Annotated in this window: 11 protein-coding genes; 7 read left to right on the plus strand and 4 right to left on the minus strand. The window is 73.4% G+C overall.

Annotation, left to right across the window (positions count from 1 at the left end):
• Window positions 1–18 precede the first annotated feature (18 nt).
• Window positions 19–918: a diacylglycerol kinase gene (locus QSK31_RS39140; protein ID WP_285689778.1), complete on the plus strand. Its 900-nt coding sequence runs from the start codon at window positions 19–21 to the stop codon at window positions 916–918.
• A 157-nt stretch (window positions 919–1075) separates the two neighbouring features.
• Here QSK31_RS39140 and QSK31_RS39145 read toward each other — a convergent pair whose 3' ends face one another.
• Window positions 1076–1795, minus strand: coding sequence for an HAD family hydrolase (locus QSK31_RS39145; RefSeq protein ID WP_502873078.1), 720 nt, complete (start codon window positions 1793–1795; stop codon window positions 1076–1078).
• Between the two features lie 76 nt (window positions 1796–1871).
• Between QSK31_RS39145 and QSK31_RS39150 the strand changes: the two genes are divergently transcribed.
• Window positions 1872–4625, plus strand: a complete 2754-nt coding sequence (locus tag QSK31_RS39150) for a DEAD/DEAH box helicase (RefSeq protein ID WP_285689782.1) — start codon at window positions 1872–1874, stop codon at window positions 4623–4625.
• Here QSK31_RS39150 and QSK31_RS39155 read toward each other — a convergent pair.
• Together QSK31_RS39155 and QSK31_RS39160 are read right to left on the minus strand one after the other, a co-directional pair.
• On the minus strand, window positions 4610–5212 hold the full coding sequence (locus tag QSK31_RS39155) for an adenylate/guanylate cyclase domain-containing protein (RefSeq protein ID WP_285689783.1): 603 nt from the start codon (window positions 5210–5212) through the stop codon (window positions 4610–4612). The two genes, QSK31_RS39150 and QSK31_RS39155, sit on opposite strands and share 16 nt — an antisense overlap.
• 52 nt (window positions 5213–5264) lie before the next feature.
• On the minus strand, window positions 5265–7784 hold the full coding sequence (locus QSK31_RS39160) for a CHAT domain-containing protein (RefSeq protein WP_285689784.1): 2520 nt from the start codon (window positions 7782–7784) through the stop codon (window positions 5265–5267).
• Window positions 7785–7928: 144 nt separating this feature from the next.
• Here QSK31_RS39160 and QSK31_RS39165 point away from each other — a divergent pair, with 144 nt between their 5' ends.
• The 4 genes from QSK31_RS39165 to QSK31_RS39180 all read left to right on the plus strand — a co-directional run bounded on the left by QSK31_RS39165 (window position 7929) and on the right by QSK31_RS39180 (window position 11748).
• Complete coding sequence (locus QSK31_RS39165; protein WP_285689785.1) at window positions 7929–9365, plus strand: S8 family peptidase; 1437 nt, start codon at window positions 7929–7931, stop codon at window positions 9363–9365.
• Window positions 9366–9447: 82 nt separating this feature from the next.
• On the plus strand, window positions 9448–10044 hold the full coding sequence (locus QSK31_RS39170) for an RNA polymerase sigma factor (RefSeq protein WP_285689786.1): 597 nt from the start codon (window positions 9448–9450) through the stop codon (window positions 10042–10044).
• Window positions 10045–10049: 5 nt separating this feature from the next.
• Window positions 10050–10508, plus strand: a complete 459-nt coding sequence (locus tag QSK31_RS39175) for a hypothetical protein (protein WP_285689787.1) — start codon at window positions 10050–10052, stop codon at window positions 10506–10508.
• A gap of 238 nt (window positions 10509–10746) precedes the next feature.
• Window positions 10747–11748: an inositol monophosphatase family protein gene (locus QSK31_RS39180; RefSeq protein WP_285689789.1), complete on the plus strand. Its 1002-nt coding sequence runs from the start codon at window positions 10747–10749 to the stop codon at window positions 11746–11748.
• 20 nt (window positions 11749–11768) lie between these two features.
• On the opposite strand, the gene QSK31_RS39185 is transcribed toward QSK31_RS39180, so the two are convergent.
• Complete coding sequence (locus tag QSK31_RS39185; protein WP_285689790.1) at window positions 11769–12332, minus strand: TetR/AcrR family transcriptional regulator; 564 nt, start codon at window positions 12330–12332, stop codon at window positions 11769–11771.
• Window positions 12333–12417: 85 nt separating this feature from the next.
• Between QSK31_RS39185 and QSK31_RS39190 the strand changes: the two genes are divergently transcribed.
• A complete protein-coding gene (locus tag QSK31_RS39190; RefSeq protein WP_285689791.1) occupies window positions 12418–13524 on the plus strand; it encodes a saccharopine dehydrogenase NADP-binding domain-containing protein in 1107 nt (368 codons plus the stop codon).
• Window positions 13525–13649 lie beyond the last annotated feature (125 nt).

Raw genomic sequence — 13649 nt, forward strand, 5'->3', positions numbered from 1 at the left:
CCGGTAACCTCTCCCGCTGTGACAACCAACACGATCGCGGTGCTGGCCAACCCCTCCGCGGGGCGCGGCCGGCACCGCGGACTCATTCCCGGCGTGGTCGAGCGGCTCGGCACCACCGGGCTGGTGGTGGAGATGCTGGACGCCGCCAACGCCGAGGAGGCCGAGAAGGCGTGCCATCGGGCCGTGGCCGAGGGCGTGGCCGCGCTGGTCGCGGTGGGCGGCGACGGGACGGTGCACCAGGCGCTGCAGGCCGTGGCCGGGCGGGACGTGCCGTTCGGGGTGGTGCCCGCCGGCACCGGCAACGACTTCGCGTCCGGCACGGGCGTACCCCTGGCTCCTCTGACGGCGGCCGAGTCGATCGCGGCCGCACTGACCGACGGCCGGGACCACCGCATCGACCTTGCCAAGATCACCGGAACGGACGGCGAGGTGCGCTGGTTCGGCGCGGTGCTGGCGGCGGGCTTCGACGCCATCGTCAACGAGCGCGCCAACCGGATGCGCTGGCCGCGAGGGCCGCGGCGCTACGACGTCGCGATCGCGCTGGAGATGGCCCGGTTGCGCCCCCGGGTGTACGCGCTGGAACTGGACGGCGTGGACCGCGGCTTCGAGGGCGTGCTGGTCGCGATCGGCGTGTGCGAGAGCTACGGCGGCGGGATGCGCATCCTGCCCGGCGCCGACCCGACGGACGGGCTGCTCGACGTGGTGGTCGCCGCGCCGATGAGCCGGTTCAAGCTGGCCCGCCTGCGGCCCCGCCTGATCAAGGGCACGCACGTCACAGACCCGCTGGTGACCACCTATCGCGCGCGCGAGGTGCGGATCCACGCGGACGACATCGTGGGGTACGCCGACGGCGAGCGCACCGGGCCCCTGCCGATCACCGTCACCTGCGTCCCCGGAGCGCTGAAACTGCTCCGCTAGACGCGTCCTGCCGATTGCGTTCTCGGTGGGCGTGTTGTCCCACGGGATGCGTTGGGCTCGCGGGGCGCCCAGCGAAAGGGCGCGACCGGCCGTGAGGGGGGCACCCGCGCCGGACGGCTCGCACACGCGTCCGGCGGGACCCGGCGGCGCGACGCGTTCAGACGTGGGCCAGGGCGAGGGTCGCGCCGAGTCCGTTGACCCGGCCGGGCTCGGCCGCCGGGAGGACCAGCGCGGCGCAACCCGCCTTGACCGCGCCCGCGTCAGCCGGGGTGTCACCGACCATCAGCGTCCGCTCCGGATCAGCGCCGAGCATCCCGCAGGCGCGCAGGAAGATGGCCGGGTCGGGCTTGCAGCGGCCGACCTCGTAGGACAGCGCGAACGCGTCGACCAGCGACTCCAGGCCCCAGGCGGCGAAGTGCGGGCGGATGTCGAAGCCGATGTTGCTGACCACACCGACCCGGATGCCGGCGTCGTGCAGGGTGCGCAGCGTCGGCTCGGTGTCCGGATAGGGCAGCCAGCCCTCGGGGCCGAGCAGGCGGTCGTACAGGGCGTCGGCCAGGCCCTCGACGTCCGTCGCCACGGTCGCCGCCAGGCCGGTGTAGGCGGCGCGGTGACTGTGCTCGTACAGGTCGCGGTCGGCCCAGTGCTCGGCCAGATGGGGCGGCACCCGGTAGGGCAGCGGGCCACCGGCCCGGCCCGCGGTGACCAGACGGTCGGCCAGCACGGTCGCGCGCCCCCGGTCCAGTGCCGCGCCGCATGCCGCGGCCGCGGCGACCACCCAGGCGACCGGGTCCTCGACCTGGGCGAGCGTGCCGTGGAAGTCGAAGAGCACGGCATCAACGGGACGATGCTCAGTATCCGGCACGCCCCGCACGATACCGAGTGCCTCCGACACTCCCGTCGGCAACCGCCGGGATCGCAACCTGTCACACTCACGACCTACTCTGGTGGTCATGACTAGTCCCGCCGAGCGTTACGCGGAGTCGAGACGGCGGGCGGCCCGGGTGGCCGAGTTCCCCGCGCTGGACGACTTCATGGTGGACGTCGGCTTCGATCTGGACGACTTCCAGCGCGAGGCGTGCGAGGGCCTGGAGCAGGGCAGCGGCGTGCTGGTGTGCGCGCCGACCGGCGCCGGCAAGACGGTGGTCGGTGAGTTCGCCGTGCACCTGGCGCTGCGCGACGGCGGGCGCAAATGCTTCTACACCACGCCCATCAAGGCGCTGTCCAACCAGAAATACCACGACCTGGTGCAGCGCTACGGCGCCGAGCGGGTCGGCCTGCTCACCGGCGACAACGCGATCAACGGCGACGCGCCCGTGGTGGTGATGACCACCGAGGTGCTGCGCAACATGCTCTACTCGGGCTCGTCCAGCCTCGACGGGCTGGCCTACGTGGTGATGGACGAGGTGCACTACCTCGCCGACCGGTTCCGCGGCGCGGTCTGGGAAGAGGTCATCATCCACCTCTCCCCGTCCGTCAACCTCGTGTCGCTGTCCGCGACGGTCAGCAACTACGAGGAGTTCGCCGACTGGCTCGTCACGGTTCGCGGTGAGACCCGGGTCATCGTCAGTGAGCACCGCCCGGTCCCGTTGTGGCAGCACGTGCTCGTCGGCAAGCGGATGTTCGACCTTTTCCACGACGCCGACGCCGCCCGCAAACACGACGTGCATCCCGAGCTCCTGCGGTACTCGCGGGAGATGCAGCGGCGGCTGGAGCTCACCGACCGGGCCGCCGGTCCGCGCGGCCGGCCCCGCCGCTGGACCCCGCCGCCCCGGGCCGAGGTGATCGACCGGCTGGACCGCGCCGGGCTGCTCCCGGCCATCGTGTTCATCTTCAGCCGGGCCGGGTGCGACGCCGCCGTGCAGCAGTGCCTGGCCGCCGGGCTGCGCCTGACCGGCGCCGACGAGCGGGCCGAGATCCGCCGGATCGCGCAGGCCAAGGTCGCCAGCATCCCGGGGGAGGACCTGACCGTCCTGGGCTACTGGGAGTGGCTGGACGGGCTCGAGCGCGGGGTCGCCGCGCACCACGCGGGCATGCTGCCGGCCTTCAAGGAGGCGGTCGAGGAGTGCTTCGTCCGCGGCCTGGTCAAGGCGGTGTTCGCCACCGAGACGCTGGCGCTGGGCATCAACATGCCGGCCCGCTGCGTGGTGCTGGAACGGCTGGTCAAGTTCAACGGCGAGGCGCACGTCGACCTGACCCCGGGGGAGTACACACAGCTCACCGGCCGGGCCGGGCGGCGTGGCATCGACATCGAGGGCCACGCGGTGGTGCTGTGGAACCCCGATGTGGACCCCCGGCACGTCGCCGGGCTGGCGTCCACCCGCACCTATCCGCTGCGGTCGTCGTTCCGGCCGTCGTACAACATGGCCGTCAACCTGGTCGGCTCGGTCGGCGCGGAGGCGTCCCGGGACCTGCTGGAGTCGTCGTTCGCCCAGTTCCAGGCGGACCGCTCGGTGGTCGGGCTGGCCCGGCAGGTGCAGCGCAACCAGGAGACGATCGAGTCGTACGACAAGGACGTCTCCTGCCACCACGGCGACTTCGAGGAGTACTTCGCGCTGCGGGTGGCGATCGCCGACCGGGAGAAGGCGATGGCCCGCCAGGGCAACGCCCAGCGCCGCGCGGCCGTGGCGTCCTCGCTGCAGCGGCTCCGCATCGGCGACGTGATCCGGGTGCAGCAGGGCCGCCGGGCCGGCCTGGCCGTGGTCGTCGACCCGGGCGCCGGTGGCCTGGGCGAGCCGCGTCCGCTGGTGGTCACCCAGGACCGCTGGGCCGGCCGGGTCAGCGGCGCCGACTTCAGCGGCGAGATCGAGGTGCTGGAACGCATCCGGGTGCCGCGGCACTTCAACCCGCGCTCGCCGGGCGCCCGGCGAGACCTGGCCGCCCTGATCGGCACCACCGGCCTGGACCGGCACGGCGACACCCGGCGCAAGCGCGGCAAGTCGCCGACCGGCGGCGAGGACGCCGAGGTGGCCCTGCTCAAGATCCAGCTGCGGCAGCACCCCTGCCACGCCTGCCCGGAGCGGGAGGACCACGCCCGCTGGGCCGAGCGGCGGCACCGGCTGGAACGCGACACCGACGCGCTGCGCTCCAAGGTGGCCGGTCGCACCGGCTCGCTGGCGCGGACGTTCGACCAGGTCTGCGCGATCCTGGCGGCCCGCGGTTACCTCACCCCCGACGGCGGGGTGACCGAGGCCGGCCGCATGCTCGGCTGGATCTGGACCGAGGCCGACCTGCTCGTCGCCGAGTGCCTGCGCCGCGGCATCTGGGACGGCCTGGCCCCCGAGGAACTCGCCGCCGCGGTGTCCATGGTGCTCTACGAGTCGCGCCGCGAGGGCGACGAACGGGCGTCCGTCCCCAAGGGACCGATCATGGCCGCGGTCGACGCGTGCGCCAAGCTGTGGGCCGACATCGAGTCCGACGAGTCCGACCACGGCCTGTCGCTGACCCGCGAGCCGGACGCCGGTTTCGTCTGGCCGATCTACCGCTGGGCCAACGGCGAGCCGCTGGCCCGGGTGCTGGCCAGCGGCTCCACCAGTTACGACTCGGAGATGCCCGCCGGTGACTTCGTCCGCTGGGCGAGGCAGGTGCTCGACCTGCTCACCCAGCTCCGCGACGCGCCCGCCGCGTCCGAGGGTGTCCGCGGCGCCGCCCGGAAGGCGATCACCGCGGTCAACCGAGGCGTCCTGGCCTATCAGACCAGCTTGTAACCGCCGGTCGCGGCACCGGCGGCGGCCGGCACCCGGTGACTCAGCACCGGCATCCGGATGCCCTTGAGGACGGCCGGCCCGGTCGGGATCCCGCCCGTGCCGCGCCCGGCCATCGCGTACGCCCCCGGGCCGATCTGCAACTCGCCCGGACCGGCCAGGCTGCACAGCCGCTGCGCGAGGTTGACGGCGCGTCCCCACACGCCGTACCCCGCGGGCGGCCAGGACGGGGTCACGAAGACCTCGCCCCACTCGACCCCCGCGTGCACCGACGGACGCACCGAGCGGCTGCCGCCGGCGGCAACCAGTGCCAGCCCCGCCCGGACCGCGCGGTCCGCCTCGTCACCGATCGTCTCCCGCAGGCCGAAGACGCACATGAAGCCGTCGCCGAGAACCTGCTGAATCTCCCCGCCGTGCCGTCTCGCGATTGCCACCAGGTCATCCATCAGCGGCCTCACCACTTGGTACACGATCTCCGGTTCGACCGTCTCGACCAGCGTGGTGAAACCGGTCAGGTCTGCGAAGAGCACGGCGGCCTGCCGCCGGTGCCCTGATCCGTTGTGCTTGTCGTGCTCCAGTCCGACATCCACGCAGAGTCAGAGACCCGACTGTCGGCCCTGATACATCGACTTCGCAGCGTGATCAGGCCGCTCCGTAGGCGCTGAAAGTGCACCAGTTGACGTAGTTGGCGGGGTCGTCACGGTCCAGGTCGGAGCGGGCGGCATGCAGGGCGCGAGCCAGCGTCTGCCCGCCGGCGAGCTGCTCGTGCAGGGCGTACATCAGGTCGACGGCGGCCACGTCGGGCACCGCGGCGACGCTGGCCACCACGCCCCCGGTGCCGCGGGCCAGCAGCGAGCTGATGAAGCCGACCACCTCGTCGCCCGCGTACGCCACGTCGGCGCCGGACTGGCAGGACGCGAGCACCAGCCGGTGCGGCGCGACCCCGCTGGTGTGCAGCTCCTGCACGGTCAGCGGGCCGTCGCTGAGCACCAGCGAGGAGAAGTGCGGATTGTCCGCGCGCAGCCAGCCGTGGCAGGCCAGGTGAACCAGCGCCGCGCCGTCCAGCAGGCGCAGCACCTCGGCGGACGTGCTCTCCGGCGGGCTCAGCGCGGTGGCCGACGGGTACAGCTCCCGCAGCCGCAGCACCTCGGTGGTCGCGCCGGGCAGGCTCGGCCCCTCGACCAGCACCGTCAGGCCGTTCGCGCGGGACGTGGCGGCCGTCCGCGCCCACATCCCGGCCGACGGCGCCAGCGACACCGGCCGGTCCCACAACGCCGACCACGGGATGCCGTGCAGGTGGCCGACGGGCACGACGACCAGCTCGGCGTCGTCCGGCAGGCCGAGCGGCGCGAGCAGCATCGCGCGCAGCCGCGACACCCGGGAGTCGGCGCTGAGCCGGGCCGCGGCCAGCGACGTCGCGGGCAACTCCTGGGTCATCCGGCGCAGGGCGAAGAAGAGCGTGCGCATCTGGCTCAGCACCGCCGACACCGGTCCGAGCTGGACCAGCCTGCTGCTCCGCGGCTCGACCACCACCGCCACCAGGTCGCCCTTGAGGTTCGCGAACTCGACCAGCACCCGGCCGTCCAGGTCGGACCGCAGCTGCGCCGGCTTGATCGTGGTGGTCACCGCCTGCGCGCCGGCCCGCTGCCGCCAGCTCGCCCGGCGGATCCGGTCCTCGACGGTCTTCTGCTTCGCGAGCAGCGGCTCCGGCGCGGTCACCCGCCGATCGCCGTCGGTGGTCAGGCTCTCCAGCTCGGCGTGCAGACCGCGCAGCTCGGCCAGGTCGCCACCGTCGGCGCCGCCGGGTGGCTCCACGGCCAGCAGCGCGGCCGCCCGGGTGCGTTCCATCCAGTCCAGCGCGCGCGGCGCCGAGCCACCGCGGACCATCACCTCGAGACCCAGCTGCCCCAGCTCCGCGCCGTGCCCGGAGGCGAGCACGCGCAGCTCCACCGACGGCAGCGCGGTGCGGTGCCGGGCCAGATCGGAGAGACCCTTTCTGCAGTACGCGAGTACGCCGGCATCGTCCGCCTGCAGGGCGGCGGCGTTCGCCCCGGCCACGCTCCCACGCATCCGCACCAGCACCGGGCTCCTGCGGGCCAGTTCGGCGGCCCGTTCCCACAGCCCGACCGCGTCGTCGCGGCGGCCCAGGTGCGCGGCCACCCGGCCGGCGATCACATAGGCGTCCACCGCGTACGCCCACGTGCCCTGCTGCTCCAAGGTCCGGCAGACCCGCCGCGCATCGCGCAGGTCGCCGCCGGCGGCCGTGCCGGCCTGTAATCGCGCCTCGACCCGCACCAGCGCCGCCCGCGCCGTCCACGCCCGCCGGCCCTGCCGGTCGAAGCTGCGCGCCGCCGCCTGCGCCGCCGCCTCGGCCCGTTCCGGGTCACCGGCGAGCAGCGCGAGCTGGGCCACGCGCAGCTCCGCCTCGGCGCCCATCAGCGGCACCCCGTGCTGGCGGAACTCGTCGGCGGCGGCCTGCGCGGCGCCCGCCGCCTCGGGGATCAGGCGCAGGTCGATGAGCGCGTCGGCGTACTCGATGAAGTGCTCGCCGAGCGGCAGCCCGGCGGCCTCGTGCGCTCGGGCCGCCTCGTCGAAGAGCCGGATGCCCTCGCTCAGCCGGCCGGCGTGCACGGTCACCCAGGCCTGCGTCTCGCTGACCATGGCCACGTGCGCCGGCCCGACGCCGGGCGCGGCCTGACCGGCGTCCGCCAGCAGCCGCAACGCGTCGCCGTGCCGGCCGTGCTGCGACTCGATCATCGCCAGGTTGTTGCCGGCCACCACTCGCAGCCGGGCGGACAACCCGTCACCGGCCAGCAGTTCCCGGTACGCCTCGGCCGCCGGGCCCAGCCGGCCGAGGTTCTGGTCGAGCACCGCCCGCTGGAAGGCGAGCTCGACGGCCTCGTCGGGACCGACTATCGGCCGGGCGTGATCGAGATCACGAGACGCGCCGGCCATGTTGCCGAGTTCCTGATTGACCACCGAGCGGGTCATCAGAACCTCGGCCAGAACGTGCTCCAGCCGATGCCGCCGGGCCACTGTCGCAGCCTCGTCGAGCAGGCGTTTCGCCTCCGCGGCGGCGAACTGCGCGCGGCGTCCCCAGGCCTGCGCGCGGAGGGCGAGCGCCAGTGCGGCCGGTGGACCCGACCGCCGAGCCTGCCGCACCAGATCGGCGGCGACCGGACCGTACCGGCGGGGATCCGAAATTATTCCCTCATGGACACGCCTGGCGTGTATCACGAGGTCGACTGGCGTCTCTACTCCTGCCAAGAGACCTTCTTCCGCCGTGTGAGGGAACCGGGGATACCCATGAGATTCGAGCAAGACCGCCTGGGCTACGCGTTTGAGGGGGACTATCCCGAATCCTACGGGCCGGAGGACACGGCCCGGCTCCGGGCGATCCTGGGGCAGCAGACCGGCCAGCTCGGCGCCGGCACCAGCGGCGCCGACCAGCGTCTCCTCGGCATCCTGATCGGCCGGCGCTGCGGCGATCAGGCCCGGCCGCAGGTCGAGTTCCGCGGCCGCCGCGACGGCACGGTCAGCCTGCGGGCCCGCGGCGAGGTGGTCCTCCCGTCCGACGCGTGGGCCGCCGACGACGCGAAATCGCTGTTCACCGACTTCGAGTCGGCGAGCGACGGCACCGGGCGCGCGCGCAACGTGCTGGTCCGCCGGCCGGCCGCGGCGCCGACCGATCTCGACCGGGTCTTCTCCGCGGGCGAGGCGGCCAAGGTCGCCGCGTTCCCCAACTACCTGGCCACGATGGCCGCGGTGGGCAAGGGCGTCGGCGGTCCCGAGCCGACACCCCCGCCGCCCCCGCCCCCGGCGCCCGGCCAGGCGACCGCCGGGCTGGGCACCCTGACCGGCGGCCCCGAAACGGCCGCGCCGCCGGCCGCTGACCGCGCGGCCGGGCCCGCTACTCTGCCCAGCGAGCCCGGCCACGCGCCGATCAAGGTCGCGGTCATCGACACCGGCATCCCGCGCCAGCAGCGCGGCGACGGCTGGCTCAACACGATCGAGCGCCGCGACGACAACATCGACGTGCTCGACATCCTGCCGGCCGGGCCGGACGGGCTGCTCGACTACCAGGCCGGTCACGGCACGTTCGTGGCGGGCATCATCGCGCGGGTGGCGCCCGGCGCCGCGCTGAGCATGTACCGCGCGGCGGACACCGACGGCTTCGCCACCGACTACGACATCGCCGAGGCGATCCTCGCGGCCCATGAGGACGGCGCGCAGATCATCAACCTGTCGCTCGGCGTGCGTACCGTCGACGACCAGCCGCCACCGGCCACCGCGGCCGCCGTCGCCAAGGTCCTGGCCGAGACCGAGGGCCGCACCGTGATCGTCGCGGCCGCCGGCAACCACGGCGACGAGGCCAAGGTGTGGCCCGCCGACCTGGACGGCGTCGAGTCGGTTGCCGGGCTGACGGCGTACCTCACCCCGGCGCCCTGGTCGTCCTACGGCGACAAGGTCCGCTTCTCCGCGGTGGCCGAGGGCATCCGGTCCACCTACGTGAGTGGCGTCGAGTCGCCGGTTTTCGACCCTTCGCCCGACTCCTTCGAGGCGGATGCGTGGGCATTCTGGAGCGGGACGTCGTTCGCGGCGCCCCAGATCGCCGGTGCGATCGCGCGGATCTGCCAGGAGGAGGGCCTGGAGCCCCGCGCGGCCGTGGACAAACTGGACCACTTCGGCAAGGCGATCGCCGGATATGGCAAGGCGATGCGGATCCTGCAGGGGCTCGGTTGATCCCGTGCACGGCTCCGGACCAAGTGATGGATCGGACGGCTGGGGGGCCGTCCGGTCCACGTCGCGGCAGAGCGGGGACGACATGGCATCGGACATGGCCGACTGGGAACTACCCGAGCTGGTCAAGGCGAGCATCGATCGTGACGAGGACGCGTGGAACGAGCTGGTCAGACGCTTCGCCGGCCTGGTCGGCTTCGTCATCCGGCACTACCGGCTGTCCCCGTCGGACACCCAGGACGTCAGCCAGTTGGTCTGGCTGCGCCTGGTCGAACACCTCGGACAGATCCGGGAACCGGCCGCCCTACCGGGCTGGCTGGCGACCACGACGCGCCACGAGTGCGAGCGGTACCTGCGGGTCAACGGGCGGAGTGTCGCCGTGGACCCGATGACCATGAAGGAGGACCGGTCCGCCGAGCCGGAGATCGACGAGATGCTGCTTGCCGTGGAACGCCGGCAGGTGCTGCTCGACGGTCTCGGCCAGCTGGCCCCTCAGCAACGTGAGCTGCTGGTCATGCTGGCCGCCGATCCGCCGTACGCGTACTCGGAGATCAGCCAGATTCTCGGCATCCCGATCGGCAGCATCGGGCCGACCCGCAGCAGGGTGCTCGCCAAACTGCGTGACACGGACGCGGTGCGGGCATATCTCGAGGCGGATCGTTCCGCACAGATGGGAAGGTGACCGTGATGCCCTGGCGTAACTGGAGCGACGACGACGAGCTGATGCGCGACATCGCCGACGCGGTACGCCCGGAGCCGCTCGAGCAGCAGATCTTGGCGGCGGGTCGGCTGGTGTTCGCCTACCACGTGACCGACCTGGACAAGGCCCTGGCCTCGCTGCTCTACGACTCCCGGCTGGACGGGGTCGCGGCCGTCCGCGGCCCGCTGTCCGGCGCCCCGCGCAACCTGGTCTTCGCCCTCGGCGACCTGCGGGTGGAGATCGAGGTCAGCGACGCGGGCATCGAGGGCCAGCTGATCCCGCCGGAGCCGGGCAAGGTGTGGCTGCTGGACGCGAGCGGCCCGGTTGCCGAGACCACCGCCGACGAGGTCGGGTGTTTCTCCTTCCCGTCGTCGCGGACCGGCCCGGTCCGCATCGAGTGCCACGTGTCCGGGCAGCGGCTGGCCACGGAGTGGATCAGCGCCTGACATGACGGCGGCCCAGGACCACATCAGCGCGGCCACCCCTCCGGGCGCGACGATGGCGTGACCATCCGGTTCTGGGCGCCGCGGGCAGGTCATGCTCCGGCCGCAGCCCCTGCCCCCACACTCAGCGAAAGCGCCGGCGGCAAGGACGGCACCGACGAAGGCCAGGGCGGTGCGAACTTCGCCGGACCTTCACCTCGAAAGGTCCATGGCGGCCGGTCGGCGTGGTCTGATGAGGACCGTGAGCGATGATCTTCAGGTGGCGCGGCGGGCCGCGCTGGCCGGGGCCGCGGTCGGGATGCGCTGGTTCGCCGACCTGGCGCGGTTGCGCCGCGAGGTGAAAGCGGACGGCAGTGTGGTCACCGAGGCCGATCGGGCTGTGGAGGCCGAGATTCGCACGGTGCTCTCGGCGGAGCGGCCCGACGATGCTGTGCTCGGCGAGGAAGGCGGGCAGGCCGGTGATGGCGCCCGGCGGTGGATCGTCGACCCGATCGACGGGACGGCGCTCTTCGTCGCCGGGGACGACCGGTGGCTGGTGCTGGTCGCGCTCGAGTCGGACGGGGAGATCGTGGCCGGTGTGGCGGTGATTCCCGCGCAGCGGCGGGTTTTCTGGGCGGAACGCGGGGGCGGTGCCTGGGAGGCGCCGCTCGACGCACTCGGGTCGGCTCGTCGCCTCCGTGTCGGGCCGGCGGCCGCACCCGGTGACGAGGTCAGCGTCAGTGTCGGGCCGGCCGATCCGGCGGTGCCCGACGTGCGGCTCAGCGTCGACCGTGAGCTCGACCTGGCCGTCGCCACCGACGATGGCGTCGGCTCGAGCGCGCCGGACAATAGCGGCGAGTCAGGCGAGTCAGGCGAGTCAGGCGAGTCAGGCGAGTCAGGCGCGCCCGGCGAGTCGGGCGAGGCCGGGGACGGCGGCGATCCGGAGGGGCTCGGTGAACCGGGGGTGCGGCTCGGCGTGGTTCCTCTGCCGGCGGTCGACGAGGTGAGCGCTCTGCTGGCGGCCATCCCGGGCCGGGCGTGGCGGTTGCATCCGCCGCTGCTGGTCGCGCGCGGGGATCTCGATGTCGCGGTGCAGAGCAGCGGGCATGTGTGGGACTTCGCGGCCACGTCGCTGATCGTCACCGAGGCGGGTGGCTACTACCGGACCAGGGACGGCGGCACCCGGCCGGGGCGCGGCTTGTCGATCTTCGCGCGTACCCCGGATCTTGCCGCCCTCGCCGCCACCCACCTGGCCGGCGCTTAGCGTGGGCCGGTCGATCGGCTCTAGGCGATCGCCTCGCGGAGCAGGTCCCTGGTGTTCTCGATGATCTGGAAGAGGCTGCTGTCGTCGTCCCGGTCGAGCCACTCGTCGAACGACACGTGAAGCAGGGTCACGGCGGTCTCGGCGAGCAGCGCCGCCCTGGTCGCGGGCAGGCCGCGGGCGATGAAACCGGCCCGGATCGCCTCGCTGAGGGTCGACCACTTGTGCAGGTTCCGTTCGCGCAGGCCGGCGTCCGAGCGGACGATCTCGCGGCGTAGGCGCAAGTCGTCCCGGCGGCCCTCGAAGCGGGTGACGGCGACCATCCGCAGGCCTTCGAGGATCACGGTCATCGGCTCCTGGGCGGCCGGCGCGTCGATGATCATGCGCGTGGCGAGCTCGGGCATCTCCTCCACGGCGCCGAAGAGCACCTCGCGCTTGTCGGCGAAGTGGCGGTGGAACGTGCGGGTGGTCAGGCCGGCCCGGGCGGTGATCTCCGGCACGGTCGTCGCGGCGAAGCCCTGCTCCTGGAACAGCTCGATCGCGGCGCGCTCCAGGCGGTCGCGTGCGTCCGGTTGCCACCTAACCATGCTGCCAAGCCTAGCCTGATGACATGCCATGTCATCACGAGCTATGGTGATGACATGGCATGTCATGACTGGGTGAGGAGCAACGATGAGCGCTGAGGTCTGGATTCTGGGCGGTACGGGACGCAGCGGGCGAGCCGTGGCGGCCGAGCTGGTGGCCCGGGGCGTGACGCCCGTGCTCGTCGGGCGGGATGCGGAACGCCTGGCACGGGTGGCCGAACGGGCCGGCGGCGGCCGTACCGTAGTCGCCGGCGCTGTGGACGCGACCGCCGCCGAGATCCGGCGGCAGCGGCCCGCCGTGGTGATCAACACGATCGGGCCGTTCCTGTCGAGCGCGACGCCGATCGCCCGGGCGTGCCTCGCCGCCGGGAGCGACTACATCGACCTGGCCAACGACGTGGCCGCCGCCAACGCTCTGCTGCGCCTGCACGACGAGGCCGTCGCCGCCGGACGGACGCTGGTGACGGGGGCGGGCTTCGGGGCCACCGCCACCGAGAGCGTGGTCGTGAAGCTGTGCGAAGACCGGCCGGAGCCCCTTTCGGTACGGGTCGACATGGTGCCCTCGCTGGCGATCGAGGCGGGAGTGATGGGCGAGGCACTGGCCCGCACCCTGTTCGAAGGGCTCCCGGGAGTCGAGGGCGGCAGCCGGTTCGGTGGCCGTCGCTACCGGGACGGCGCCCTGGTGGCCGCCCGGCTCGGCGGCGAGGCGCTCCGGCTCACGCTGCCGGACGGCTCGCAGGTCACCACCTCGAGCATGCCGCTCGGCGAGCTCGTCGCCGCCCGGCGGGCCAGTGGGGCGCCGTCCGTGGTCGCCGCCTCCAGCGAGGTGCCGGACGCGCCGGTCGTCCGGGCGGTGCTGCCCGCGGCCCTGTCGTTGCTGGCGATCGGGCCGCTGCGGGAGTTCCTGATCCGCCGGATGGCGGGGCTCGAGTTCAAGGCTCGCGAGCGGCCGCGCGAGTACTCGTGGGGGCATGCGCGGGTGCGCTGGGCGGACGGCAGCGTGCGCGAGGGCTGGCTGCGGGTGGGGGATGCGCAGCAGTTCACCGGAGCGGTGCCGGCCGAGGCGGCCTTCCGCCTGCTGGCGGGGACGGGGGCGGCGGGTGTGTCCTTTCCGGCGGCGCTCTTCGGTCCGTCGCTGGCCGAGGCGTGCGGCGGCGAGTACCTGATCCCGGAACCCGCCGGGAAGGCGAGCTGAAGGCGGGCAACCGGGCAGGCGAAAGGCGACCGGAAGGGCGGAAGGCGGAGGCGGAAGGGCCAGGGCGGAAGGGCCAGGGCGGAAGGGCCAGGGCGGAAGGGCCAGGGCGGAAGGGCCAGGGCGGA

Origin of the sequence: Actinoplanes sp. NBRC 103695 (assembly GCF_030269485.1) — a bacterium.
Lineage (GTDB): Bacteria > Actinomycetota > Actinomycetes > Mycobacteriales > Micromonosporaceae > Actinoplanes.

What these genes read in the sequence shown, in the direction of transcription:
- QSK31_RS39165 (WP_285689785.1), top strand. Translation starts at nt 7,929, where the DNA reads ATGAGATTCGAGCAAGACCGCCTGGGCTACGCGTTTGAGGGGGACTAT.
- QSK31_RS39175 (WP_285689787.1), top strand. Translation starts at nt 10,050, where the DNA reads ATGCCCTGGCGTAACTGGAGCGACGACGACGAGCTGATGCGCGACATC.
- QSK31_RS39170 (WP_285689786.1), top strand. Translation starts at nt 9,448, where the DNA reads ATGGCATCGGACATGGCCGACTGGGAACTACCCGAGCTGGTCAAGGCG.
- QSK31_RS39185 (WP_285689790.1), bottom strand. Translation starts at nt 12,332, where the DNA reads ATGGTTAGGTGGCAACCGGACGCACGCGACCGCCTGGAGCGCGCCGCG.
- QSK31_RS39150 (WP_285689782.1), top strand. Translation starts at nt 1,872, where the DNA reads ATGACTAGTCCCGCCGAGCGTTACGCGGAGTCGAGACGGCGGGCGGCC.
- QSK31_RS39190 (WP_285689791.1), top strand. Translation starts at nt 12,418, where the DNA reads ATGAGCGCTGAGGTCTGGATTCTGGGCGGTACGGGACGCAGCGGGCGA.